Raw genomic sequence first — 25290 nt, 5'->3', positions numbered from 1 at the left:
TCGTCTTTGATGCCATTCCTGTCGGCATATGACAGAGGCCGACCGTTCCGGATCCGCCCGACGGCCGCCCGCCGGTTTGCCCGTAAGTGCTTACCCACTCGTCCCCGCCCTGCCTACTGCGCGCCCCCGCCCATGCACCCATGCGCCCCGGATGCGGAATCGAGCGCCGTGAGCGCACCTTTCACCCCCGTAACCCCGGTCATTGGCCGTAGTTGTGCTCAGCGTGGAAGAGCGCATCCGGACCGAAGAGTCCGTCGTCGTCACGGGAGTGGCGGCGGAAGCAGCGGAAGTGACGGAAGCAGGCGTCAGGGAAGCCGCGAAGGTCCCCCGGCAGAGGGAGGGACATCTGCTCGACGCGGCGGTGCGGTACGCGGAGGAACGGCACTGGGACGTGTGCCCGGGTACGTGGCTGGAGGCGGTGGAGGGGGCCGAGCGGTGCTCCTGCGGGGACGCCGCCTGCGCGTTCCCCGGCGGCCATCCCACGGCGGCCGACTGGGCGGGCCGGGCGACCGGGAGCGGGGCCGCGGCCCGCCGGATGTGGAGCCGGCAGCCGAAGGCGTCGATCCTGCTGCCCACCGGGCACGCCTTCGACACGATCGACGTCCCCGAGTCCGCGGGCTTCATGGCGCTGGCCCGGATGGAGCGGATGGGTCTGCCGCTCGGCCCGGTCACCCACAGCCCCGACCGGCGGATCCACTTCTTCGTCCTGCCCGGCGCCGCCGCCAAGGTGGCGGGCCTGGTACGGAAGTTGGGCTGGCAGGCCGAGGCCATCGACCTGACCGCCCGCGGCGACGGCACGTACGTCATGGCTCCGCCGACCCGGATCGGCGGCTACGGGACGGTCCAGTGGGTCCGCCGCCCGACCGCCGCCAACCGCTGGCTGCCGGACGCGGAGGAGCTGCTGAGTCCGCTCGCGTACGCCTGCGCCCGGGAGGCCGCCGACGCACGCGACCGCCCCCGGTAGAACGGCCTTTCGTAGGGTGGTCCCGTAAACGGGGTAAACGGGGCCACAAGAAAGGCAGCAGGACATGACGGACCGGGAACGGCCCGAACAGACGGGGACCGGCAGCACGACGGCGAACGGCACGGGCGGCCCGACCACTCCGCCTCCCGCCGTCCGCGTACAGGGCCTGTGGAAGCGGTTCGGGGAGCAGACCGCGGTGGCGGGGATCGACCTGGAGCTGCCCGCGGGCCGGTTCATCGGCCTGGTCGGGCCCAACGGCGCCGGAAAGACCACCACGTTGTCGATGGTCACCGGGCTCCTCCGGCCCGACCAGGGGCGCGTCGAGGTCGCCGGGCACGACGTATGGAGCGACCCGGTCGAGGTCAAGCGCCGGATCGGCGTGCTCCCCGAGGGGCTGCGCCTCTTCGAGCGGCTCTCCGGGCGGGAACTCCTCGCGTACAACGGCCGGTTGCGCGGGCTGCCGGGCGCCGAGGTGGACAAGCGGGCCACCCAGCTCCTGGACGTGCTCGGTCTGGCGGGCGCCCAGCACAAACTGGTGGTCGACTACTCGACCGGCATGCGGAAGAAGATCGGGCTCGCGGCCGCGCTGCTCCACAACCCCGAAGTGCTCTTCCTCGACGAGCCGTTCGAGGGCGTCGACCCGGTCTCGGCGCAGACCATCCGCGAGGTCCTGGAGCGCTACACCCGCTCCGGCGCGACCGTCGTCTTCTCCAGCCATGTGATGGAGCTCGTCGAGTCCCTCTGCGACTGGGTGGCCGTCATGGCCGCCGGGACGATCCGCGCCCAGGGCACCCTGGAGCAGGTCCGCGGCGGGGCGCCCTCGCTGCAGAACGCCTTCCTCGAACTCGTCGGGGCCGGCACCCGCGCCACCGGCGAGTCCCTGGACTGGCTGGGCGGCAGGCGATGAGCGCCCTCGGCACCCCGGCGGGAACCGCCCCCGCTCCCGGCCGGGCGACCGCGCCGGCGGCCAGCGGCGAGGGGCTCGTCGGCGTCTTCGTCGGGCTGAAGCTGGCCCTGCTCCGCAACGGGCTGCGGCAGTCGGTCAAGCGGCGGGCCGCGTACATCGCCTCCGTCGTCTTCGCCCTGCTGTTCGCCGTCGGCCAGCTGATCGGGCTGGTCGCGCTGCGCGGCAACGCCCATGTCGCCGCCGTCACCGTCCTGCTGACGGGCGTGCTGGCGGTCGGCTGGGCCGTGATGCCGCTCTTCTTCCCGAGCGGTGACGAGACCCTGGACCCGAGCCGGCTGGTGATGCTGCCGCTGCGCCCGCGCCCGCTGGTCGCGGCGCTGCTGACCGCCTCGCTGGTCGGGATCGGCCCGCTGTTCACGCTCTGCCTGACGGCCGGTTCGGTGGCGGCGGTGGCGTACGGGGCGGCCGGGGCCGCCTTCGCGGTGGTCTGCGCGCCGCTCGCGCTGCTGCTGTGCGTGGCGCTGGCCCGTACGGTGGCCACGGCCAACACCCGGCTGCTGACCTCCCGCAAGGGCCGTGACCTGGCGGTGCTCAGCGGGCTGGTGATCGCGGTGGGCTTCCAGGTGGTCAACTTCGGTGCGCAGCGGCTCAGCGAGGCGGGCGGGCTGTCCACGCTCGACCCGGTCGCGGACGTGGTGCGCTGGCTGCCGCCCGCCTCCGCGATCGGGGCGGTGGACTCGGCGTCGCGCGGCGCGTACGGGCAGGCCGCCGGGCAGCTGCTGCTGTCGGTGGCGGCGCTGCTGGCGCTGTTGTGGCTGTGGCAGCGGAGTCTGGTGAAGCTGATGACGGCGCCGGACGGGTCGACCCTGGCCGCCGCCGGTACGGCCCGCGAGAAGACCGGCAAGGACGGCTCCCGGCTCTCCGGGCTGCTGCCCGCGGGGCGCACGGGCCCGGTGATGGAGCGCGGCCTGCGGTACATCGTCCGCGATCCGAAGACCAAGTCCGCCTGGGTCACGGCGCTGGCGGTCGGGCTGCTCGTACCGCTGTTCAACGCGCTCCAGGGCAACGGCTCGGTCTACTTCGCCACTTTCGCCGCCGGGATGATCGGCGTCCAGATGTACAACCAGTTCGGCCAGGACACCTCCGCGTTCTGGATGGTGTCGCTGACGATCTCCTCCCCCCGGGACGCCTATCTGGAGCTGCGGGCGCGGGCGCTGACGCTGCTGCTGGTCACCCTGCCCTACACGGTCGTGGTGACGGTGGTGACGGCGGCGGTGCTCGGTGACTGGGGGACGCTGCCCTCGGCGCTGGGGCTGTCGGTCGGCATCCTCGGCGGGATGCTGGCGACGGGCGCGGTGACGTCGGCGCTCTTCCCGTACTCGATCCCGCAGGACGGGGCGTTCAAGAACGTGGCGCCGGGGCAGGCCGGGCTCGCCTGGATCTCCATGTTCGGCGGGATGTTCTCGGCGGGGCTGCTCTGCCTGCCCCTGGTCGGGGTGACGATCTGGCTGCACGTCGCGGACCACCAGCCGTGGCTGTGGACGCTGCTGCCCGGAGGGATCGTGTACGGGGCGCTGGTCGTCTGGGCGGGGCTGCGGATCGCGGCGCCGCGCACGGCGGACCGGCTCCCGGAGATCCTGGCGGCGGTCAGCAAGGGCTGACCGCCGGGCCGGGCCGGGTCGCGCCGGAGCGGTCACGTCGGAACGGCCTCGCGGTCGCCGGGGGTCTCCTCGGCGAACTGCTCCAGGAAGGGCTCGACCGCCGCGCGCCAGCCCTCGGGCTGGTCGTAGTGGACGAGATGGCCGGCATCGGCCACCTCCGCGTACTGCCCCCGCGGCAGTACGCGGACCATCTCCTGGGCCTCGGCCCGGCCCAGCTCGCCGTCGAGGCCGCGCAGCACCAGGGTCGGGCAGTCGACCTGCGCCAGCTCCTCCCAGTGCGCGTCGAACACCCAGGTGGCGCGGGACTGGAGCATCTGGCGGCGGGAGAAGACCGGGCGCCAGCCGTCGGCCCGCTCGGCCATCACCTCGGCGAAGTACTCGCCCCGGGCCGGGTTGGGCCGCTCCACCCAGGGATCGTCCTCGCCGAACCACTTCCGTACGTCGGAGAGCGTCGCGAACGGCACCGGCCAGGTCCGGAACCAGTCGTCCCACTCGCGCTGCGAGGCGGCGCCCAGCGCGGAGGCCCGCATGTCGCAGACGACCAGGGCCCGCACGAGATCGGGCCGCTTCGCGGCGAGCTGCCAGGCGATCAGCGCCCCCATCGCATGCCCGACGAGGGTGACGGGGGCGAGGTCGAGCTGTTCGATCGCGGCCTCGGCGTCGGCGACGTACACCTCGCGGGTGTACGGGCCGTCGGCGGGCTTGTCGCTGCGGCCGTGGCCGCGCTGGTCGAGCGCGACGGCCCGGTGCCGCTCGGCGAGCCAGCGGGCGGTCGGGGCCCAGTGCGCGGCCCGGCCCATCAGGCCGTGGAGCAGGAGGACGCCGGGGGCGCGGTCGCCCTCCGCGCGCCCCTTGGGCGGCTCGGCGAACTCCCAGGCCGCGAGGCGCACGCCCCCGGTCCCGGTCACGTCGGTGCGTCGCACCATATGTCCTGGCACCCCCTTCTGGTCCTCGATCACCGTTCGACCACCGGGCCGCACCACGGTCCCGGCCACACCGCACGCGCCGTACACACCGCGCAGAGTATCGAACTCACGTTCGAAAATAGGGTTCTGCCACGCAACACCGCTCGTTCGAGTGACGGCTTCGAGGGATTGATGCCGGTGGCGGAGGGGAGATCTTCAGCGGGAGGCGGGCCACTCGGGGATGAGGGCCCGCTGGGAACGACCTAGAGAGCTCGGGGCTCCAGGTCGAAGCAGGGGAGGGCAGGCCCCGGCGCCGCAAGGCGCCGGGGCCCTTCGCTGTACGGGAGACCGCTCGCGGCGGCACGCTGCGGCCGCGCGCGCCGTTCGCGCGCCGGACCTGCCGGACACGCCCGTGCGACTGCGACGGGTGCATGCGCCTGTGCCCCCTCCCGACCGCGCGGCCCAGCGGCCGACACCCCCAGGTATGCCTCAGCGACAGCCTGGCACGCAATCCGTCGGAGCGCTGCGGTTCGGGACAGAGAAAAAGAAAAGGGGACAGTAAGGGCACCCTCGGTTCCGCCGGGGACAGTCCCTCCCGCCCGGGGACCGGAGCGGGAGCGGCCCCGGGAACCGGAGCGGGGATCAGCTCGCGCCGACGGGGATCAGCGCTTGCCCACGAAGACGTGCGAGGCGATGTCGGGCCCCAGCTCGGCGGCCTCACCACTGCTGCCGACCAGCACCCCGCCGGCCGACTCCGTCACGCTGACCACCGAACCGGGCTGCACGCCCGCCCGCCGCAGCGTGTACATCAGCTGGGCGTCCGTCTGGATCGGCTCCCCGATCCGGCGCACGACCACCGTCTTGCCGTCCGCGCCCGGGTCCAGCTCCGACAGGCTCACCATGCCCTCGTCGAGGAACGGGTCGGCCTCGGCCTTCTCGCCCAGCTCCTCCAGGCCCGGGATCGGATTCCCGTACGGCGACTCCGTCGGGTGGCGCAGCAGCTCCAGCACCCGCCGCTCCACGGCCTCGCTCATCACGTGCTCCCAGCGGCACGCCTCGGCGTGGACCTGCTCCCACTCCAGGCCGATCACGTCGACGAGCAGGCACTCCGCGAGCCGGTGCTTGCGCATCACGCGCGTCGCGAGGCGGCGCCCCTCGTCCGTCAGCTCCAGATGCCGGTCGCCCGCGACCTGCACCAGCCCGTCGCGCTCCATGCGCGCCACCGTCTGGCTGACCGTCGGGCCGCTCTGGTCGAGCCGCTCCGCGATCCGGGCGCGCATGGGGACCACGCCTTCCTCCTCAAGTTCGAGGATGGTGCGGAGATACATCTCCGTGGTGTCGATCAGTCCGGACATTCGTGCCCCTCGGTGCTGTGACAGGAAGAAGTCGTGTGCTGGCCCTGCCACCAATTCTGACGCATACCACCGACAACCGTGCCTCCCCTGCCGAACGCCGTGCGGTGGAGCCGCCCGGGCGGTATTGACAGGTCACTGGTCCAGACCGCAACGTGATCGGCGGCACGGACACCCCGAACGTCTCCTCCCCCTCCCCACCGCCGGAAAGGGCCTCCTCGATGAGCGACAGCAAGCTGGCCGGTCAGTTCTTCGACGCAGCGATCGGCCTGCTGGAACGGGTACGCGACGAGGAGTCCGGCAACATCGCCGCCGCCGGTGCCGCGATCGCCGACACCGTCGCCGCGGGCGGCCGGCTCTTCGCCTTCGGCGCCGGGCACTCCTCGCTCGCCGCCCAGGACGTCGTCTACCGGGCGGGCGGCCTCGCCCTGATGAACCTGCTGGCCGTACCGGGAACGGTCGGGGTCGACGTGATGCCCGCGACGCTCGGCTCCGCGCTGGAACGGGTCGACGGGCTGGCCAGTGCCGTGCTGGACTCCAGCCCCGCCCGGGCCGGCGACGTCCTCGTCATCATCTCGCTCTCCGGGCGCAACGCCCTGCCGATCGAGATGGCGGTGAACGCCCGGGCGCTCGGCCTCAAGGTCATCGGCGTGACCTCGGTGGCGTACGCCGACACCACCCGCTCCCGGCACAGCTCCGGCGGCTTCCTCCGCGACCACTGCGACATCGTGCTCGACAGCAAGATCGCCATCGGCGACGCGGAGCTGACCCTCGAAGGGATCGAGGCCCCGTTCGCCCCCGCCTCCACCGTGGTCACCAGCGCCCTGATGCAGGCCATGATGGCCGCCGCGGCCGAACAGCTGGTGGCGCGCGGTGTGGAGCCGCCGATGCTGCGCTCGGGGAACGTCGACGGCGGCCACGAGTGGAACGGCCGGGTCATGACGGAGTACCGCGACCGGATCTTCTACCGCCAGTAGCCCGCCGGGCCGTCGCGGTCAGAGGCCCTGGGCCGCCAGCGCCTGCCGGAGGTCGACCGCCGCCGCCACCCGCACCGCCACGCTCTCCGCGTACACCGCGTCGGGCCGTTCGAAGGCGGTGCGGTGGGCGGAGCGCAGGAAGGTCACCACGCCCAGCGTGCGCCCCCGGCTCCGCAGCACCGCGCACAGCGCGTGCACCGCGTCCGCGGGCCACTGCCGGTCCGCCGCCCACGCCGCGGCCTCCGCCCCGCTCCCCGCGCTGGCCCGCACCGACCCCGTACGGTCCACCGCCTGGAGCGCCGGATGCCCCGGCGCGTACCGCAGCGGAACACCGCCACCGGCCACCGGCAGACACGGCCCCGGCTCCCCGGACGGCGTCGCCGCCACCCGCACCAGCCGCTCCCCCGACACCAGGTCCACCAGCGCGTGGTCGGCGAAGCCCGCGAGCGCGAAGTCCAGATACGACGTCGCCGCCTCCATCGGGTCCTCGCACTCGCAGGCCGCCCGCGACGCCCGGTGCAGCTGGTTCGACCGGAACCGCGTCCGGTCCGCCTCCGCCGCCGCCAGCCGCTCCGCCGTCACGTCCTGGAACACCCAGCCGACCCCCAGCGGCACCGGCTCCTCGGCCAGCGGCGACGCCAGCCGCATGAAACCGCTGCGCCAGCACCGGCGCCGCTCCCCCTCCGGCGTCCGCAGCGTCACCCACTGCTCGGCGGGCGCCGGTGGCGCGCCCTCGGCGAGCACGTGCTGCAACGCGCCCTCCAGGTCCTCGACGCCCTGCACGATCAGCTCGCCCAGCGGGCGCCCCAGCATCGTCGTACGGCCGACGCCCAGCGCGCGGGCCGCGTACGCGTTGACGACCGCCGGGCGCAGGTCCGCGTCGACGACGACCACGCCCCAGGACGCGTCCTCGAACAGGGCCTCGCTCAGCGCGATGGACCGCTCCAGGCCGATCTGCGCGTGCACCTCGGTGAACGCGCAGTACACCCCGGCCGGCCGGCCGTCCGCGCCCCGGACCCCGGCCGCCTGGGTCCGCACGAGCACCCGCCCGCCGTCCTTGCGCAGCAGCGCGAACTCGTGGACGCGGCGCCCGGCCCCGTCCATGGCCGCCATCAGCCGGGCCTGCACCTCCCCGGCGTCCGCCCGCCGCACCGCCCACCCGGCGAAACCGGCCCGCCCCACGGCCTCCTCGGCGGACCAGCCCAGGATGCGGACGGCCTCACGGTTCCAGTGGGTGATGGTGCCCTTCGCGTCGAACGCGCAGAACGCGGCGTCCATCCCGTCGAGCAGGGCCGCCAGCAGTTCGGCCCCGGGCCCCGGCTGCTCGTCGGGCCCGAGCGCCTCGGTCGTTCCACTGCTCGTGGACGCGTTCACCCCGTACCCCCCGCAGGACGCATTCGGTATTTCCGCACGTCAGACCATTGAACTCGAAGGCGACCCGGCCCACACCGACTTCCCGGAAATCGGCTGCCGCCGCGCGCCGGATTTAATTCCCTTGTGCGGTGCGGGGGCGGTTCCTAGGCTGGGACCAGCGAAGAAAGGAGGTGTTCCAGAAGTGATTTCTTCTCGGACTCGTGAGGTGGCTGCGGGCTGACGCCCGTCGTCGCGCTCTTTGCAGTGCAGGCCGGTCCGTCGGCCAATCCCAAGCAGTCACCGACCCGCAGGCTCGCCGGTAAGTCCGGCCGGCCCCTCCGTGAGGAGGGACCAGAGCCTGCGGGTTTCTGCGTGTGCGGCCCTCTCCGGCGTCGCGGTCACGGACAGAGGCGCTCGACGCGCCACTGCTCGCCCTCGCGCACGTACCGCAGCCGGTCGTGCAGGCGGTTCTCGTGGCCCTGCCAGAACTCGATCGTGTCGGGGACGACGCGGAAACCGCCCCAGTGCGGGGGCGCGGGGACCTGCTCGCCCTCCGGGTAGCGGGCCGCCAGCTCCTCGTAGCGGGCGAGCAGCTCCTCGCGGGAGCCGATCACCGTCGACTGGGCGCTGGCCCACGCGCCGAGCTGGGAGCCGTGCGGGCGGCTGCGGAAGTAGGCGACGGTCTCGTCCCGGCCGGTCCGGTCGGCGCGGCCGGTGACGACGACCTGGCGGGCCATCGGGTGCCAGGGGAAGAGCAGCGAGACGTAGGGGTTGGCGGTCAGTTCGCGGCCCTTGCGGGACTCGTAGTTGGTGAAGAAGACGAAGCCGCGCTGGTCGTACTTCTTCAGCAGCACGGTGCGGGAGGACGGGCGGCCGTCCGGGGTGGCGGTGGAGACCACCATGGCGTTGGGCTCGTGGAGCAGACCGCCGACGGCGACCTGCCGGAACCAGTGGGCGAACTGCCGCATCGGGTCGTCGGCCAGCGTGTCCTCGGTGAAGGCCTCGGAACGGTACTGCTCGCGCATCACGGCCGGATCGGTGGTGGAATCGGAGGAGGAGTCTGAGGAGGAGGAGTCTGCGGTGGGCACGGGGTCATCCTGCCGCAGTGGTCCGCGCGGCCCGGCAAGGAGGGTGCCCCGCGCACCTTTCGCGCACGCCTGTGCCGGACGTCACGCTTCCCCGTCCCGGGGGAATCCCGCCAGTATCTTGAGGCAGGCCGTTGAGGCCTCCGCAGAGCCGCCGACCGAGGGAGCCGCCATGTCCGACTTCGTACCGGGTCTAGAGGGAGTCGTCGCGTTCGAGACGGAGATCGCCGAACCGGACAAGGAAGGCGGTTCGCTCCGCTACCGGGGCGTCGACATCGAGGATCTGGTCGGCCATGTGTCCTTCGGGAACGTCTGGGGCCTGCTGGTGGACGGGGCGTTCAACCCGGGGCTGCCGCCTGCCGAGCCGTTCCCGATCCCGGTGCACTCCGGGGACATCCGGGTGGACGTGCAGTCCGCGCTGGCGATGCTCGCACCGGTGTGGGGGCTGCGCCCGCTGCTCGACATCGACGCGGAGACCGCCCGCGACGACCTGGCGCGGGCCGCCGTGATGGCGCTGTCGTACGTGGCCCAGTCGGCGCGCGGGCAGGGGCTGCCGATGGTGCCGCAGAGCGAGATCGACAAGGCCGGTTCGGTGGTCGAGCGGTTCATGATCCGGTGGCGCGGGGAGCCGGACCCCCGGCATGTGAAGGCCGTGGACGCGTACTGGACGTCCGCCGCCGAGCACGGGATGAACGCCTCGACGTTCACCGCCCGGGTCATCGCCTCGACCGGTGCCGACGTGGCCGCCGCGCTGTCGGGGGCGGTGGGCGCGATGTCGGGGCCTCTGCACGGCGGTGCGCCGTCGCGGGTGCTCGGCATGATCGAGGAGATCGAGCGGACCGGCGACGCCACCGCGTACGTGAAGCAGGCCCTGGACCGGGGCGAGCGGCTGATGGGCTTCGGGCACCGGGTGTACCGGGCGGAGGACCCCCGGGCGCGGGTGCTGCGGCGTACCGCCGAGGAGTTGGGGGCGCCGCGCTACGAGGTGGCGCGGGCGCTGGAGAAGGCCGCGCTGGAGGAGCTGCACGCGCGGCGCCCGGACCGGGTGCTGGCGACGAACGTGGAGTTCTGGGCGGCGATCGTGCTGGACTTCGCGGAGGTCCCGGCGCACATGTTCACGTCGATGTTCACCTGTGCCCGTACGGCGGGCTGGTCGGCGCACATCCTGGAGCAGAAGCGGACCGGGCGGCTGGTGCGGCCCTCGGCGCGGTACATGGGTCCGGGGCCGCGCGACCCGCGTGAGATCGCGGGGTACGAGCAGCTCGCGGACCTGGGGAACTGACGGCGGACCGGCTGCGGGCCGGCAACGGACCGACGGCGGACCGACGGCGGGGCGGGTGGTGCCTGAGCGCCTCCCGCCCCTTTCCGTCTCCGTCACTTGGCGCAGGTCAGGTCCTTGGCGGGCAGTTTCCCGGTGGCGAGGTAGCTGTTGACGCGGGCGTCGACGCAGGCGTTGCCGTACTCGCCGTAGAGGGCGTGGCGCAGGGCTCCGGGGAGGGTGACCAGGCGGGAGCCGGGGAGCTTGGCGTGCAGGGCGAGCGTGCCGCGGTAGGTGGTGCGGGGGTCGCCGGTGGCGGCGACGAGGAGTGCGGGGGCGTCCTTGTCGACCCGGGTCGGCGGCTCGGCGGGCCGGTCCCAGAAGGAGCACGGCGTGATGCTGTCGGTCATGGGGGCGAAGAGCGGGTGGGCGGCGCGGTCGCGTTCGATGTCCTGCCAGTAGCTCTCGGGGTCGCGGGGCGCGGCCCGGTCGCCGCAGATGATCGCGAGCTGCACGCTGCCGGTCGGCGAGCCCGCCCCGGTCAGGGTGAACCGGAGGGCCTCGGTCAACCCGGGCGACAGGGTGGTCGAGCGGCCCTTCGCGGCCTCGGCGAGCGCGGAGACGGTCTCGCCGAGAACGGCGCGGGTCTCGTCGTGGTCGTCGGCGAGCGACATGAAGAGCAGCAGCGGTACGTGGGAGGCGTCGACCCGGAAGGTGTCGGCCCCGGTGCCGAGGGTCAGCGGCTTGCGGGCGGCGGCCTCCGCGACGCGGTCGACGGTGGCGAGGACCCGCGCACGGGTGCGGCCGAGGCGGTAGGTGTCGTGGCGGTCGGCGGCCCAGCCGGCCCAGGCGGTGAGCGCCTGTTCGTTCTCCCGCACCGCGTCCCGCAGCAGCAGGGGGCCGTAGTCGTCGGGGTTGATCACCCCGTCGAGCACCATCCGGTCGTAGCGGCCGGGGAACATCTGGCTGTAGACGGTGCCCAGGTAACTGCCGTACGAGTAGCCGAGGTAGGAGATCTTCCGTTCGCCGAGGGCGCCCCGGATGACGTCCATGTCGCGGGCGGTGTTGCGGGTGGTGACGTACGGGAGGACGTCGGCGCTGGTGGCGCGGCACTTGTCGGCGAGGCTCTTCTGGAAGGCGACCTGGCGGTCGAAGCCGGCCCGGTCGGGTCCGGCCGAGCGGAAGAAGATGCCGGTGGACCAGGAGCAGTCCAGGGGGGTGCTGCGGCCGACGAAGCGGGGGTCGAAGCCGATGATGTCGTAGCGCGCCCCGACGCCCTTCATGATGTCGCGGACGTGCGGCGGGGACTCGACGGCGGTGCCGCCGGGGCCGCCGTTGTTGAGCAGGATGGCGCCGATGCGGTGGCGGGTGTCGGTGGCGCGGAGCCGGGAGACGGCGACGGTGAGGGTGCGGCCGCCGGGGTCGGCGTAGTCGAGGGGGACGGTGGCGTCCGCGCACTGGACCCCGGCCTCGTCGAGGTCGTGGCCGACGGTGTCGTCGGGGCCGGTGGCGCAGCCGCCCCAGTCGAGGCGCTGGTGGTAGTAGCGGTCGAGGCCGGGGGCGGTGGCCCCGGGGGCGGCGGCCGCGTTCGCGGATGCCGGTACGGAGGCCGCGGCCAGCAGGGCCGTGGCCGCGGCCAGGACGGCGGTGCGGGTGAGGAGTGGTCTGTTCGCTCTGCTCTGTCCGTGTCTCACGCGATCGACGCTAGCCGCGCGGCACCTCGGTGATCACTGCGGCCAGCACCCCAACCCGGGTGGTGCCAGCCCTACTTGTCGCTGCTCAGCCCAGTTCGCGTTCCAGGAGGGCCGCCCACTGCGAGACGACGCCGCGCCGCCGGGCCGTGTCGTCGGTGAGGACGTTGGCGAGGCCGAGGCCGCGGGCCATGTCCAGGAGGCCCTGGACCGTTTCGCGTACGCCGGGCTTCGCCTCGTCGGCGGCGAGGAGTTCGACGGCGATGCGGTGGGTCTCGCGGCCGACGCGGGCTTCGAGTTCGGTGACGCGGGGGCGGAGCTGCGGTTCGTTGGAGGCGGCGACCCAGAGCTGGAGCGCGGCGCGGAAGAGCGGTCCGGTGTACAGGTCGACGAGTGCGGCGACGACCTCGGTGCGGCCCTGGACGGGCAGGGCGCGCAGGGCGGCGGAGCGTTCCTCGGCGACGTACTCGACGGCCGCGGTGAACAGGTCCTCGCGGGTCGGGAAGTGGTGCTGGGCCGCGCCGCGCGAGACTCCGGCGCGTTCGGCGACGACGGAGACCGTGGAGCCGGCCCAGCCGTGTTCGGCGAGGCAGGCGACGGCGGCTTCGAGGAGGCGCTTGCGGGTGGCCCGGCTGCGGTCCTGCTTGGGGCTGCGGTCCTGCTTGGGGCTGCGGTCGGCGGGGACGCGGTCGTGGGTGGCGCGGCCGTGGGGGGCGCGTCCGTTGGGGGGTGTCACAGCACCCATGCGGGCTCCCGTCGTTCGAGGAAGGCCGTCATCCCCTCCCGGGCCTCGGCGGAGGCGAAGAGGGCCGCCGAGCGGGCGATGAGGTCTTCGGCGTGCTGGTCGAAACTCTCCAGCACAGTAGCCGTGACCAGCTCCTTCGACGCCGCCAGCCCCTGCGGGGAGGCCCGGCGCAGCCCGTCCAGTACGGGGACGAGCGCCTGGTCCACGTCGTCGTCGGCGGCGAGGGTGACCAGGCCGATCCGGGCGGCCTCGGCGGCGTCGAAGCGCTCGCCGGTGAGGTAGTAGCGGGCGAGGGCGCGCGGATCGGTGCGGGGCAGCAACGGCAGGGAGATCACGGCGGGGGCGAGCCCGAGCCGGGACTCGGTGAGGGCGAAGGAGGCGCCGTCCCCGGCGGCGGAGATGTCGCAGGCGGCGAGCAGGCCGAGCCCGCCCGCCCGGACGTGGCCGGTGACCCGGGCGACGACGGGCTTGGGCAGGGCCACAATCCGCCGCATCAGGGCGACGAGGGCCGACGGTTCGGGCGGGGCGGTGAGGTCGGCGCCCGCGCAGAAGGTGTTGCCGGTGTGGGTGAGGACGACGGCCCGTACGGTTTCGTCCGCCGCGCAGGTGTCGAGGGCGGCGGTGAGCTCGTCGACGAGTTCCGCGGAGAGCGCGTTGCGGTGGGCGGGCGCGTCGAGGGCGAGGGTGGTGATGCCCCGGTCATGGACGGGCGCGGCGAGCCGGCTCATCGGTCACTCTCCTCCTGTGGACCCGCCCCGCCTCCTGCGGGGCCGTCGCGTCGAGGGTGGCAGCGGGACCGAGAACAATCAAGCACGCTTGCATGATTTGCTCCCCGTCGTGTGCCGGGGCGGCCGTACGGAGAGTGGTCACGCGGCGGGCCCGTCGGACGGTCATGCGGCGGGCCGGTGGTACGGCGGGCGGTCACACGGCGGGCCGGTCGTACGGCGTTCCATCCGCTCGTCCGTCCGGGTCCCCGCAGGCCGATCCGCCGACAGCCGTCAGCCCGCCCTCCGGGCCAGCACCTGCCCCGGCCAGGTCCCGGACAGGAAGCGGTCGGTGGGGGTGAAGCCGTTGCGCTCGTAGTAGGCGACCAGTTCGCCGCCGCCGCCCGCCCAGCAGTCCACCCGGAGCAGTCCCACACCGGCCCGCCGGGTCTCCACCACGGCCCGGGCCAGCAGCGCCGCCCCGATGCCCAGGCCGGCGTGCTCCCGGTCCGAGACCAACAGCCTGATGTACAGCTCAGGTTCGTCGGCCGGCGGTATCGGCATCTTCGGGCTGGGGCCGATGTCCAGCACCAGGGCTCCGACCGGCGTTCCGTCCAACTCCGCGACGAACGGCGACATCTCGGTCGTGTACTGGTCGATCCGAGCCACCCCGCCGGGTATCCGGGAGTACGGCGTCGTGCCCCACTGCTCGGTGTTTCCACGGGCGTTCATCCAGGCCACCGCCGAGTCGAGCATGGCGAGGATGGCGGGTGCGTCGGCCGGGCCGCCCGGTCTGATCCGTATGCCGTGCGCGTTGTCGTCCATGACGGAAGAGTAGGCACATGCGGTCCCCGGTGGCCCCGGTGCCCCCGCGCCCGACTCGCATCCCTCTCCGGCCCCGACCCGGCCGCGTTCCGAAACGATCAGGAGGACATTCTGATCTTGCCCTGGTCATCGACGACCTCGGCCTCGACGCTCTGGGACTCACCGGGCGCCACATAGACGTCGCACTCGAATGTGTTGCCCTTCCTCGCTTCTATCGCCGCCGGGCAGAACACGCCGTCCCGGGACATCTTCCCGGAGCGCACGGTCGCTGACGCCTGCCGCTCCACCGCTTCCTGATCCAACAGGCGCTGCGGCTCACTACCCACCACCTTGACGGTCACGAAGATCGCGCAGACGGCGACGACCACGGCCGAGAGCCCTACGAGGGCACGGAAGAATTTCCCTTGTTCAGTCACAACGGTTTCCTACCGCTCCTGTCGAAGCCGCGGCAAGAGCAGTCTTCGCAGGCGCCAACTACCGTTACTACATGTGGTGTTCGACCACACCGCGCCACTGGGCGCTTCAGCCCATGAGTACGCTGCACGGGACGGCGGCGTCCGGCTGGTCGTCGATGCGGCGGCGAGAAGAGCGGACATGACCGGCGGAGTACACGAGACCCCCGCTCATCAGCGGTCCAGTGAGGTTCCGCAGCACGCTGGACGTGGAGCGAACCGGGGCCGGAGTGTTGCCCCGGCGGTTGCCCACGACGGAACGGGCGTAGTTCCCGGGCGAATTGGTCGAGCGGATCGCCTCGTTGTCGTCGGGGGTACGGCTGGCCTTCGTGACGACCGCGACCGTGCTGGAGGTCGAGGCACTCACGACCGTCACGCAGTACGGCGGCTCCGTCGGTCACTTCCCGGCGGCCGGCTCGCCCGCCGACACCGAAGCGATCGTTTGGAGACGCCCGCGTGACCAACCTCTCCCGTTCCCACCTCGCCGCCGTCCGGGAGTCGTACGACACCGTCGCCACCGCCTACGTCGAACGTGTCAAGTCTCCGGCGGAACTGGACCCGTTGTCGCGCGGGATGCTGGACGTCTTCGCGGAGACGGTACGGGCGGACGGGATCGGACCGGTGGCCGATCTGGGGTGCGGGCCGGGGAAGGTCACCGCCCACCTCGCGGCGCGAGGGGTGCCGATGTTCGGCGTGGACCTGTCGCCCGCCATGGTCGGGCTGGCCCGTGACGCCTTCCCCGACCTGGGCTTCTGCGTCGGCTCGATGACGGCGCTCCCGGTCCGGGACGCCGTCCTCGGAGGCGTTCTCGCCTACTACTCCACCCACCACACACCGCCGGAGCTGCTGCCGCTGGTGTTCGGAGAGTTCCAACGTGTCCTGGCGCCCGGCGGCCGGCTGATGCTCGCCGGGCACGTGGGGCACGGCCAGCACCTGCGCCCCACACAGGCGTACGGCGGCCGCCCGGTCTCGTACGAGTCCCATCTGCTGCCGCCCGACCGGCTCGCCGAGCTGCTCCAACAGGCCGGGCTCACCCTCACCGCACGCCTGGTGGAGGAGCCCGCCGAGGGAGCCGAACGGAGCTACGCCACGCTCCTCGCCCGCAAGACCGAGCGGGCCTGAGGAGACCGGCCGGGCGCGCCGACGGAGCCGAGGTCAGGCGGTCAGGCGGTCAGGTCAGGCGTCCGGGTTCTTGCCGTCCGCGCCTCCGGGTCGTAGCCCTCCCCGCCGACCGTTCCCGCAGCGGAGAAACCGGCCGGATCGGCACGAGCGGCCCGGGGCGCCCCCGGGTATGTGGTATCCGCAGGACGACACCGGCCCCCGCGGGCCGCCAACGCCTGCCCCCGCCCGCCCGATCCTGGAGGTCCCTCATGTCCCTGTACACCTTCGGCGGCGCCCCCACCGACGTCCTCACCACCCGAACGGGCGACGTCGTCCCCGATCATCCGCTGCTCGTCCGTATCGCCGACACAGGTGAACTCGTCACCGTGCTCTACCAGACGGACGGGGTCACCCCGCTCGGCCAACTCCGCAGCAACCCGGCCGGTCATGCCTCGCCGGGGACGATCCCCCCGTTCGCCTGCGCGGTCCCCGCGATCGAGTACGAGTACACGGACGCGGCCGGGAACCCGGTGCGTTGGCGCCAGGACGGCCGGGAGCTGGCGGCGGGCGTACCGGCGCAGTCCGCCGTGCCGTATCCGGGCGCCCCCGTAACGCGGCCGGACCTCTTTCCCGGGCCGGTCGACTCCGACGCCGCCCGGCTGTTCGTGGTCCAGGGGGCGGTCGGCGACGGCGTCGCGGACGACCGGCTGCCGATCCAGGCCGCCCTCGACGCCGCACACAGCGCCGGGGGCGGCACCGTCATCGTCCCCGCCGGGCGCACGTACGGCGTCGGCACCTTCCTGGTCGTCTTCGACAACACCACGATCTACGCCTACGGGGCGACGCTCCGCGCGATCGGGAACTCCGGCATCCTGCGCAACTTCCTGCCCGACGAGACGTTCGCGGGCTACGGCGGGCACTCCCACATCAACGTCCTGGGCGGCACCTGGGACGGCAACGCGGCCGATGGCACGTCCGGCACCGTCACCGCGCTGACCGACGTCATGAACTTCATCCACGCCCGGGACATCACCGTGCGGGACGTGACGGTGACCGACGTCAGCGCGGCGCACGCGCTGGAGTTCAACTCCGTCGACGGCGGCCGGGCGGTCGGCTGCCGCTTCCTCGGCTTCAGGGACACGACGGACGAGAAGAACCGGGGCACGTCCGAAGCGATCCAGATCGACATCGCCAAGGCCGGGTCCAGCTCGATCGGCGACTTCGACGACACCACGGCGAACAACATCGTCGTGTCCGGCTGCTTCTTCGGCCCGTCCGATCGGCTCGGCCCGTTCGGCCGCGCGGTCGGCTCGCACGCCGCCGCCCCCGACCGGTACTTCGACGGGATCCAGATCACCGGCAACCGGATCGAGGGCACGGCCGCCGAGGGAATCCACGGGTACGGCTGGCGGCGCGCGGTCATCGCGAACAACGTGATCAGCGGTACGGGCGCGGCCGGTATCCGGCTGACGCACCCGAATCCGGTCGGCGCCGGTTTCTCGCTCACCCCGCACTCCCTGGTCATTACCGGCAACACCATCGACGCCCCGGCCGCCGACGCCGGGATCACCGTCCTCGGCTATCCGACCGCGCAGGTCTCCGGCGTCAAGATCGCGGACAACGTCGTACGGGGCTCGGGCGGCACCGGCATCCGCGTCTCCTCCTGCACGTCCCCGAGCATCACCGGCAACAGCGTCGACACGGCCGGCGGCACCGGCATCCTCGTCCAGGCCGGAAGCGGGGCGACCGTCGCGAACAACACCGTCCGGTCCACCGGGTCGAACGGCATCAACATCTCGAACCACACCGGGGCCACGGTCGGCGGCAACAGCGTCGACACCACGGCGACCAACCACGGGATCTTCGTGGGCACCCTGGGCGACGCCCTGATCACCGGCAACCAGATCGTGGGCGCGGCCTCGGCCGGCATCCGGCTCTCGGACGGCGCGGTCCGCTGCACCGTCACCCACAACAAGGTCCGCAGAGGCGACGGCACGACGGCGAGCGGAATCACCACCACGACCACCGCGACCGGCGCCCTCATCGCGGGCAACGACCTGAGCGGGAACGCCTGGACACCCGCGACCGCCCTGGCCGTCACCGATTCCGGCGCCGCCCTCGACTGGACCGGCTCCACCACGGTCCCCGGCCAGAACCGCGTCTGACGCGAGCCCGCCACCCGGGCCCCGGGCCGCACGGTCCCCCGTACGGCCCGGACAGGCCCGGCACCCGGGGCAGGTCCTACAGCCCGCCTTCGGCCACGCTCCCGATGAAGGTCCGCCACCCCTCGGACGCGCAGGTCAGGACCGGCCCCGCCTGCTGCTTGCTGTCCCGTACGGCGACTGCGCCATCCAGGGGCGGTATCGGTTCAGCCAGGCAGTACGCCGAGTTGCCGAAGTGCCGACGCCCGGTCGTACACGTCGGTGCCGCGCGCGATCCGGCCGTCCTCCGCGAATTCGAGCAGGCTCATCATGTAGAGGGAGATCCTCTTGCCCCTGCTGGTTGTCGGGAGGCACAGGAAGGGCTTCTTGATGGTGGCCTCGAACCGCAGATGGACCACCGCGTGCGAGGGTGCGACCAGCACCTGCTGGCTGGACACGTGGAAGTCGCAGAGGATCTCCTCGGTGTAGCGGAAGTACGCGTACAGCTCTTCGTGGCCGCGGTAGGTGAGGTTGCTCGCCCTGTCCACGAGCTCGGCATCCTCCGTGTAGAACGCGAGGGAGTCCCTCGTGCCTGCAGACGTGTTCCACACTTCCACCCAGCGGTCCACGAAGTCCCTGCGTTCGCTCTCGTCGAAGTGCACGGTGGTCGTTCCTTTCAGTTCGGCGTCCGCGGTTACCTGCTGCCGGTCCGTGGTGACCACTCCCGCAGTACCGAGGCCAGAACGCGTGGCCGGGCCAGGGCCGATGGGGAACCGGTCAGGCTGACGGCGTTCCAGACGGCGGCGGCGACGTGGGCGTCGGCTGAGGCGGCCCGCATGGTGGCCCGGAAGGAAGCGGCCAGAGCACGGGCTACGACCGGGCGGGTACCGGGCACGAAGGGCAGCGCCCTATCGGCCATGGTGGAGAACAACCAGGGCAGGTACGAGGCCCGGGCGGCCGCCTTGTAGAAACGTCGTGGCAGGTCCCGCGTGCCGTCCGCCAGACAGGCCCGGAGCGCGACGGCCTCCAGAGCAGCGACCGTCATACCCGCACCGTAGATCGGGTTGAGGCTGCACAACGCGTCGCCGGTGGAGAGGAGCCCGTCGGGAAGTTCGCGGAGCCGGTGGAAGTCGCGCCTTACGGACGCCGGGTACGTGAAAGCGGTGACGTCCGTGACCGGCTCGGCGTCCTGAAGGGTCTCCCAGGCGCCGACCGGCAGCAGCTCCTGGGCGTAAGGGAGGAACTCCTCATGGGTGGCGGGCGGGTGGTTCCGTCTGCCGAACCCGTACTGGGACAGCACCCAGAGGTCGTTCTCCTGCCGGGTGAGGACCAAGCCCCGCGGGCGGGCGGGTGTCGCACCGATCAGCACGCCCTTGTCCGTGCGGACCGCGTCCGCGGCGACGCGGAAGCGGCGGCTGGCGTAGCCGACGTCGACGCCCAGGCGCGTTTCGGAGGGCTTCTCGTAACCCAGGGCCTTGAGCCAGGTCGCACCGCGTCCCGCCCGGCCCATGGCATCCACGACCAGGTCTGCGTCGAGTACCTCGCCGGACTCCGGCATGCCAGGACGGGACAGCAGCACGCCCGTGACGCGGGTGCCGTCCCCGGCGACCGGCCCGACCGCCTCCATTCCGTGCCGGAAGGTGATGTTGGGCAGGGCGCGGACCTTGTCGCGCAGCCTGTCCTCCAGGAACGGCCGGCTTACCTGGACCACCCTGTCCAGGGGCACCCGCCGCAGCCGGGAGCCGAAGAAGACGATGTCGAGTTCACCGAGGGCCTCTGCGACGGTGGCTCCCTCCGCGGAGAGCTCGTCGATGAAGCCGGGAAAGAACTCCTCCAGGACCGTGGCGCCGCGGGACGTCAGGGAATGCACGTGCGCTCCCTGCGGCACCCCCCGCCTGGGGGTTCCGTTCGTTGTCACGGTGTCCCGTTCGACGAGGGTGACGTGTGTGAAGGACTCGCTGAGCGCGCGGACCGCGCAGAGCCCGCCGACGCCCGCGCCGACGACCACGGCGTGGCCCGCTCCCGCGCCTCGGCTGCTTCGAGCTGATTCCACCTGTGCCTCCCGTGGCGACAGGGCCGGGCCGCACAGCCGTGGGCCTCACGTCGGCGGCGCGGCATCGGCCCCATATCGAGGACCACAGTCCACGCGGTCCAACGACCGAGCGGCACCGTGGTCACGCGGACACACCAACGGCTCCCCCGCAGATATCGGCCAACCCGGCTTCCATCAGCAGCAGTTGCCGTGCACGCCCGAGTGTCGGGTCATCGCGCCGGGGAGCCCTGGCCACTCAGTGGTGACCCATCGGGATCACGGGGCCCGGAGTTCGCGGCGCAGGATCTTGCCTGAGGCGGCGCGGGGGACGGCGTCGATGAACTCGGTGCGGCGGATCTTCTTGTACGGGGCGACGCGCTCGGCGACGTAGGCCATGACGTCGTCGGCGGTGAGCCCGGGGGCGTCGGGGCGGCGGACCACGTACGCCTGGGGGATCTCGTTGCCCTCGTCGTCGGTTACGCCGATGACGGCGGCGTCGGCGATGGACGGGTGGGTGAGGAGGAGGGCTTCGAGTTCGGCGGGGGCGACCTGGTAGCCCTTGTACTTGATCAGTTCCTTCACCCGGTCGACGACGAAGAGCCAGCCGTCCTCGTCGACGCGTCCCACGTCCCCGGTGTGCAGCCAGCCGTCGGCGTCGATCATGGCGGCGGTGGCCTCGGGGCGGCCCAGGTAGCCCTTCATCACCTGGGGGCCCCGGATGAGGATCTCGCCCTCGGCGCAGGGGGCGGGGTCCGAGGGGTCGGAGAGCGGGACGAGGCGCATCTCCGTGCTGGGCAGCAGCCTGCCGACCGCGCCGGGCGGCGGGTTCTCGGCGGAGAGCGGGACGACGTGGGTGCCGGGCGACAGCTCCGTCATCCCGTACGCCTGGCGGACCGGCGGCAGGCCCAGCCGCTCGGAGCAGGCGGCGGCGAGGGCCGCGTCGAGCGGGGCGGCGGCGCTGACGACGTACTCCAGCGAGGAGAGGTCGTACCGCTCGACGGCGGGGTGCTTGGCGAGGGCCAGGACGATCGGCGGGGCCACGTAGAGGCCGGTGATCCGGTGCTTCTCCACGGCGGCGAGGAACTGGTCGAGGTCGAAGCGCGGCAGGACGACGACGGTGGCGCCCATCCGCAGCGGGGCGTTCATCAGGGCCGTAAGCCCGTAAATGTGAAAAAACGGAAGAACAGCCAGGATTCTGGCACCCGGGCCCATGGGGATGAAGGGGCGCAGCTGCTCCAGGTTGGTGGCCATGGAGCGGTGGGTGAGCATGACGCCCTTGGGGGCGCCGGTGGTGCCGGAGGAGTACGGGAGGGCCGCGATGTCCTCGGCGGGGTCGATGGCGGGGGTGGGTTCGGGGGCGGTGGTGGTGAGCAGGTCGAGTACGGAGGGGTGGCCCTCGGCCCGGTCGCAGACGTAGATCCGCTCGATGCCCCCGGCGCGGGCGGCGGCGTCCAGGGCGGTGGGCAGGAGCGGGGAGACGGTGACGATCCAGCGGGCGGCGGAGTCGGCGAGCTGCTTGGCGAACTCCGCCGCCGTGGCGAGCGGGTGGACGGTGGTGACGGTGGCCCCGGCCCGGGTCGCGCCGAGGAAGACCGCCGGGTAGGCGATGGTGTTGGGGCTGTGCAGGGCGAGCACGTCGCCCTTGCGGAGTCCGGCCTCGGCGAGTCCGGCGGCGATGCGGCGGTGGAAGGTGTCGAGCTGCCGGTAGGTGAGGGCGGAGGTGTCGTCCGTCCCGTCGATCAGGGCCACGGTGTCGCCGTGGTCGGCGGTGGCCCGGCCCAGGACCGCGTCGTGGAGGGGCTGGTCGAGCGGCGGTACGTCGGGGTGGTCGCTGCGGAACACGTGCGCCATGGCGGGCCCTTCCGGGAGGACGACGGATCGACGGGGGTGCGGGGTCAGTAGGACTTGGGCAGGCCCAGGGACTGGTGGGAGACGTAGTTCAGGATCATTTCCCGGCTGACTGGGGCGATCCGGGCGACCCGGGCCGCGGTGATCAGGGAGGCGAGGCCGTACTCGCGGGTGAGGCCGTTGCCGCCGAGGGTGTGGACGGCCTGGTCGACGGCCTTGACGCAGGCCTCGCCGGCCGCGTACTTCGCCATGTTGGCGGCCTCGCCCGCGCCGATGTCGTCGCCGTCGTCGTAGAGCCGGGCGGCCTTCTGCATCATCAGGCGGGCCAGCTCCAGCTCGATGTGGGCCTGGGCCAGGGGGTGGGCGATGGCCTGGTGGGCGCCGATGGGCTCCTTCCAGACCTGGCGGGTCCTGGCGTAGTCGACGGCCCGGTCCAGGGCGTAGCGGCCCATGCCGATGCCGAACGCGGCGGTCATGATGCGCTCGGGGTTGAGTCCGGCGAAGAGTTGGAGGAGTCCGGCGTCCTCATCGCCGACCAGCGCGTCGGCAGGCAGGCGTACGTCGTCCAGGACGAGTTCGAACTGCTTCTCCGGGGCCTGGAGTTCCATGTCGATCGGGGTGCGGCCGAAGCCGGGGGCCTCGCGCGGGACGATGAAGAGGCAGGGCTTGAGCCGGCCGGTCCGGGCGTCCTCGGTGCGGCCGACGATGAGGGTGGCGTCGGCGATGTCGACGCCGGAGACGAAGACCTTGCGGCCGGTGAGCAGCCAGTCGTCGCCGTCCCTGCGGGCGGTGGTGGTGATGCGGTGGGAGTTGGACCCGGCGTCGGGTTCGGTGATGCCGAAGGCCATGGTGAGGCTGCCGTCGGCGAGGCCGGGGAGCCAGGCGCGCTTCTGGTCCTCGGTGCCGAACCGGGCGATGACGGTGCCGCAGATCGCCGGGGAGACCACCATCATGAGCAGCGGACTTCCGGCCGCTCCCAACTCTTCTAGGACTATGGAGAGTTCGGCCATGCCGCCGCCCCCGCCACCGTACTCCTCGGGCAGGTTCACGCCGAGGTAGCCGAGCTTGGCTGCGTCGGCCCAGAGTTCGCGGGGGTGGGCGCCGTCGCGGACGACGGAGGTCATGTAGTCGCGTCCGTAGCGCTTGCCGAGGGCGGCGACGGCGGCGCGGAGGGCCTGCTGTTCCTCGGTTTCGAGGACGGTGCTCGACGTGCTGCTGGCGGCGGTCATGCGTTCTCCCCAGTCTGTGCGGACCGCGTGTCCGCGGATTCGGTGACGACTGCGAGCAGGGTGCCCACCTCGACCTGTCGGCCGAGGGTGGCGTGGAGGGCGGCGAGGGTGCCGGAGGCGGGGGCGAGGACGCGGTGTTCCATCTTCATCGCCTCCAGCCAGATGAGGGTCTGCCCGGCCTCGACCCGGGCGCCGGGGGCCAGGCCGTCGGCGAGGCGGACGACGGTGCCGGGCATGGGGGCGAGCAGGGAGCCGGGTTCGGTGCGGTCGGTGGGGTCGGTGAAGCGGGGCAGGGGGGTGAGGGTGTACGAGCCGGTGGCGGTGTCCACGTAGGCGGTGCCCTGGTGGACGGCGATGTCGTAGTGGTGGGTGAGGCCGTCCGGGGTTTCGAGGGTGACGCGGTCGGGGGCGGTGGCGACGACGCGTTCGCCGGTCACGGGGACGGGGCCGGTGCGGGTGGTGCGGTAGGCGGCCTCGTACTCGGTGCCGTCCGGTTCGGCGCGGTAGCGCTTGACGTGGGGCGGCGCGGGGAGGTTCCGCCAGGCGCCCAGGCGTACGGGGCCGGGTCCGGGGCCCGCGCGGCGGGCGGCGGCGTCGGCGAGGGCGGCGGCGAGGACGGCGCGGTGCACGGGGGTGCGGGGCGCTTCCGGAGCGGCGGCTTCCGCGCCTTCCGGCCCGGTGGTTTCGGGGGCCTCCGATTCGGGGGCCGCGGTTTCGGGGGCCGCCACTTCGGGGGCCGCCGTGAGGGCGGTGAGGTGGCGGTCGTAGAAGCCGGTGTCGAAGCGGGCGGCGCGGAAGTCCGGGTGGCGCAGGGACCGTACGAGCAGGTCGCGGTTGGTGACCGGGCCGTGGATCCGGGCGCGTTCCAGAGTGCGGGCGAGCAGGCGTACGGCCTCGGCGCGGGTGGCGGCGTGGGCGACGACCTTGGCGATCATCGGGTCGTAGTGGACGCCGATGGTGTCGCCGTCCGTGTATCCGGTGTCGAGCCGGACGCCGGGCCCGCCGGGCACGTCCAGGGTGTGCAGGGTGCCGGTCTGGGGCTGCCAGTCGCGGGCCGGGTCCTCGGCGTAGAGGCGGGCCTCGACGGCGTGGCCGCGCGGCTCCGGGGGCGTCGGGGTCGGGAGGGCGTCGCCCTCGGCGACGCGGAGTTGCAGGGCGACGAGGTCGGTCCCGAAGACGGCCTCTGTGACGGGGTGTTCGACCTGGAGGCGGGTGTTCATCTCCAGGAAGTACGGGCGCCCGTCGGCGGCGAGGAGGAATTCGACGGTGCCCGCGCCCCGGTAGCCGACCGCCTGGGCGGCGGCGGTGGCGGCGTCGTGCAGCCGGGTGCGCTCGGCGTCGTCGAGACCGGGGGCGGGGGCTTCCTCGACGACCTTCTGGTGGCGGCGCTGGAGGGAGCAGTCGCGGGTGCCGAGCGCCCAGACCCCGCCGTGCGCGTCGGCCATGATCTGGACCTCGACATGACGGCCGCGTTCCACGTACGGCTCGGCGAAGACCTCGCCGTCCCCGAACGCGGCGGTCGCCTCGGCCGTCGCTGCCGTCAACTCAGCTTGCAGTTGGGCCAGTTCACGGACGATGCGCATGCCCCGGCCGCCGCCGCCCGCCGCCGCCTTGAGGAGCAGCGGCAGGTCCTCGGCGGTGGCCCGGTCCGGGTCGACGGGGGCGAGCAGCGGCACCCCGGCTTCGGCCATGAGTTCCTTGGCGCGGGTCTTGGAGGCCATCAGCTCGATGGCCTTGGGGGGCGGGCCCACCCAGAGGAGCCCGGCGTCCTGGACGTCGCGGGCGAATCCGGCGTTCTCGGAGAGGAAGCCGTAGCCGGGGTGGACGGCGTCGGCCCCGGCGGCGAGCGCGGCGCGTACGACGAGTCCGCCGCGCAGGTAGGTGTCGGCGGGGGCGGCGCCGGGCAGCCGTACGGCGGTGTCGGCCTCCCGTACGTGGAGGGCGTCGGCGTCCGCGTCGGAGTACACGGCGACGGTGGCGATGCCGAGTTCGCGGCAGGTCCGGAAGATCCGGCAGGCGATCTCGCCCCGGTTGGCGACGAGCAGCGTGGAGATCATCAG

General features: G+C 72.9%; 23 protein-coding genes. 7 read left to right on the top strand and 16 right to left on the bottom strand.

Annotated elements, in window-relative coordinates; translation table 11 throughout:
• Positions 1 to 289: 289 nt before the first annotated feature.
• From ACF08W_RS23225 to ACF08W_RS23215, 3 genes are all read left to right on the top strand, one after another.
• Positions 290 to 964, top strand: coding sequence for a bifunctional DNA primase/polymerase (locus tag ACF08W_RS23225; RefSeq protein ID WP_352275899.1), 675 nt, complete (start codon positions 290 to 292; stop codon positions 962 to 964).
• Between the two features lie 64 nt (positions 965 to 1028).
• Positions 1029 to 1871, top strand: a complete 843-nt coding sequence (locus tag ACF08W_RS23220) for an ABC transporter ATP-binding protein (RefSeq protein ID WP_352275898.1) — start codon at positions 1029 to 1031, stop codon at positions 1869 to 1871.
• Positions 1868 to 3532: a transporter gene (locus ACF08W_RS23215; RefSeq protein ID WP_392280400.1), complete on the top strand. Its 1665-nt coding sequence runs from the start codon at positions 1868 to 1870 to the stop codon at positions 3530 to 3532. The genes ACF08W_RS23220 and ACF08W_RS23215 overlap by 4 nt, the downstream gene beginning before the upstream one ends.
• A 32-nt stretch (positions 3533 to 3564) precedes the next feature.
• Here ACF08W_RS23215 and ACF08W_RS23210 read toward each other — a convergent pair whose 3' ends face one another.
• Together ACF08W_RS23210 and ACF08W_RS23205 are read right to left on the bottom strand one after the other, a co-directional pair.
• Positions 3565 to 4458: an alpha/beta hydrolase gene (locus ACF08W_RS23210; RefSeq protein WP_352275896.1), complete on the bottom strand. Its 894-nt coding sequence runs from the start codon at positions 4456 to 4458 to the stop codon at positions 3565 to 3567.
• Between the two features lie 641 nt (positions 4459 to 5099).
• Positions 5100 to 5792: a metal-dependent transcriptional regulator gene (locus ACF08W_RS23205; RefSeq protein WP_352275894.1), complete on the bottom strand. Its 693-nt coding sequence runs from the start codon at positions 5790 to 5792 to the stop codon at positions 5100 to 5102.
• Positions 5793 to 6010: 218 nt separating this feature from the next.
• Between ACF08W_RS23205 and ACF08W_RS23200 the strand changes: the two genes are divergently transcribed.
• A complete protein-coding gene (locus tag ACF08W_RS23200) occupies positions 6011 to 6766 on the top strand; it encodes an SIS domain-containing protein (protein WP_385207784.1) in 756 nt (251 codons plus the stop codon).
• Positions 6767 to 6784: 18 nt separating this feature from the next.
• Here ACF08W_RS23200 and ACF08W_RS23195 read toward each other — a convergent pair whose 3' ends face one another.
• Both ACF08W_RS23195 and pdxH read right to left on the bottom strand, forming a co-directional pair.
• Positions 6785 to 8140 (bottom strand): PAS domain-containing protein, encoded by a 1356-nt coding sequence (locus ACF08W_RS23195; RefSeq protein WP_385207781.1) that lies wholly within the window; start codon positions 8138 to 8140, stop codon positions 6785 to 6787.
• 377 nt (positions 8141 to 8517) lie between these two features.
• Positions 8518 to 9144, bottom strand: a complete 627-nt coding sequence (pdxH, locus tag ACF08W_RS23190) for a pyridoxamine 5'-phosphate oxidase (protein WP_385208642.1) — start codon at positions 9142 to 9144, stop codon at positions 8518 to 8520.
• A gap of 232 nt (positions 9145 to 9376) precedes the next feature.
• On the opposite strand from pdxH, the gene ACF08W_RS23185 reads away from it, so the two are divergent.
• A complete protein-coding gene (locus ACF08W_RS23185) occupies positions 9377 to 10486 on the top strand; it encodes a citrate synthase 2 (protein WP_352275890.1) in 1110 nt (369 codons plus the stop codon).
• A 92-nt stretch (positions 10487 to 10578) separates the two neighbouring features.
• Here ACF08W_RS23185 and ACF08W_RS23180 read toward each other — a convergent pair whose 3' ends face one another.
• From ACF08W_RS23180 to ACF08W_RS23155, 6 genes are all read right to left on the bottom strand, one after another.
• Entirely contained in the window at positions 10579 to 12156 is a 1578-nt protein-coding gene (locus ACF08W_RS23180; protein ID WP_392280399.1) for an alpha/beta hydrolase, read from the bottom strand.
• 85 nt (positions 12157 to 12241) lie between these two features.
• Positions 12242 to 12898, bottom strand: a complete 657-nt coding sequence (locus tag ACF08W_RS23175; protein ID WP_392280398.1) for a TetR/AcrR family transcriptional regulator — start codon at positions 12896 to 12898, stop codon at positions 12242 to 12244.
• Positions 12886 to 13626 (bottom strand): enoyl-CoA hydratase family protein, encoded by a 741-nt coding sequence (locus tag ACF08W_RS23170; protein WP_392280397.1) that lies wholly within the window; start codon positions 13624 to 13626, stop codon positions 12886 to 12888. Before ACF08W_RS23170 ends, ACF08W_RS23175 begins: the two co-directional genes overlap by 13 nt.
• A gap of 270 nt (positions 13627 to 13896) precedes the next feature.
• Positions 13897 to 14427 (bottom strand): GNAT family N-acetyltransferase, encoded by a 531-nt coding sequence (locus tag ACF08W_RS23165; RefSeq protein ID WP_392280396.1) that lies wholly within the window; start codon positions 14425 to 14427, stop codon positions 13897 to 13899.
• Between the two features lie 98 nt (positions 14428 to 14525).
• Positions 14526 to 14843 (bottom strand): DUF4333 domain-containing protein, encoded by a 318-nt coding sequence (locus ACF08W_RS23160; RefSeq protein ID WP_352275883.1) that lies wholly within the window; start codon positions 14841 to 14843, stop codon positions 14526 to 14528.
• A gap of 106 nt (positions 14844 to 14949) precedes the next feature.
• Positions 14950 to 15255, bottom strand: a complete 306-nt coding sequence (locus ACF08W_RS23155; protein ID WP_392280395.1) for a hypothetical protein — start codon at positions 15253 to 15255, stop codon at positions 14950 to 14952.
• An 80-nt stretch (positions 15256 to 15335) separates the two neighbouring features.
• Between ACF08W_RS23155 and ACF08W_RS23150 the strand changes: the two genes are divergently transcribed.
• Both ACF08W_RS23150 and ACF08W_RS23145 read left to right on the top strand, forming a co-directional pair.
• Positions 15336 to 16001, top strand: coding sequence for a class I SAM-dependent methyltransferase (locus tag ACF08W_RS23150; RefSeq protein WP_392280394.1), 666 nt, complete (start codon positions 15336 to 15338; stop codon positions 15999 to 16001).
• A 248-nt stretch (positions 16002 to 16249) separates the two neighbouring features.
• Positions 16250 to 18145, top strand: coding sequence for a right-handed parallel beta-helix repeat-containing protein (locus ACF08W_RS23145; RefSeq protein ID WP_392280393.1), 1896 nt, complete (start codon positions 16250 to 16252; stop codon positions 18143 to 18145).
• 76 nt (positions 18146 to 18221) lie between these two features.
• Here the strand turns inward: ACF08W_RS23145 and ACF08W_RS23140 are convergent, their stop codons facing one another.
• From ACF08W_RS23140 to ACF08W_RS23115, 6 genes are all read right to left on the bottom strand, one after another.
• Positions 18222 to 18335 carry a DUF397 domain-containing protein gene (locus ACF08W_RS23140; protein WP_392280481.1) on the bottom strand — a complete coding sequence of 38 codons (114 nt, stop codon included), beginning with the start codon at positions 18333 to 18335 and terminating at the stop codon, positions 18222 to 18224.
• Positions 18336 to 18348: 13 nt separating this feature from the next.
• On the bottom strand, positions 18349 to 18783 hold the full coding sequence (locus ACF08W_RS23135; protein ID WP_392280392.1) for an ester cyclase: 435 nt from the start codon (positions 18781 to 18783) through the stop codon (positions 18349 to 18351).
• A 32-nt stretch (positions 18784 to 18815) separates the two neighbouring features.
• Entirely contained in the window at positions 18816 to 20129 is a 1314-nt protein-coding gene (locus tag ACF08W_RS23130) for an FAD-dependent oxidoreductase (RefSeq protein ID WP_392280480.1), read from the bottom strand.
• 300 nt (positions 20130 to 20429) lie between these two features.
• The gene (locus tag ACF08W_RS23125; RefSeq protein WP_392280391.1) at positions 20430 to 22004 is read right to left on the bottom strand and encodes a 4-coumarate--CoA ligase family protein; all 1575 of its coding nucleotides are present in this window, start codon (positions 22002 to 22004) and stop codon (positions 20430 to 20432) included.
• A 44-nt stretch (positions 22005 to 22048) separates the two neighbouring features.
• The gene (locus ACF08W_RS23120) at positions 22049 to 23230 is read right to left on the bottom strand and encodes an acyl-CoA dehydrogenase family protein (protein ID WP_385207745.1); all 1182 of its coding nucleotides are present in this window, start codon (positions 23228 to 23230) and stop codon (positions 22049 to 22051) included.
• A complete protein-coding gene (locus tag ACF08W_RS23115) occupies positions 23227 to 25287 on the bottom strand; it encodes a biotin carboxylase N-terminal domain-containing protein (protein WP_392280390.1) in 2061 nt (686 codons plus the stop codon). Before ACF08W_RS23115 ends, ACF08W_RS23120 begins: the two co-directional genes overlap by 4 nt.
• Positions 25288 to 25290 lie beyond the last annotated feature (3 nt).

The sequence above is a fragment of the Streptomyces sp. NPDC015144 genome (assembly GCF_043079735.1).
In the GTDB taxonomy this organism is placed as follows: Bacteria; Actinomycetota; Actinomycetes; order Streptomycetales; family Streptomycetaceae; genus Streptomyces.
This window is presented reverse-complemented; position numbering and strand designations above follow the sequence as displayed.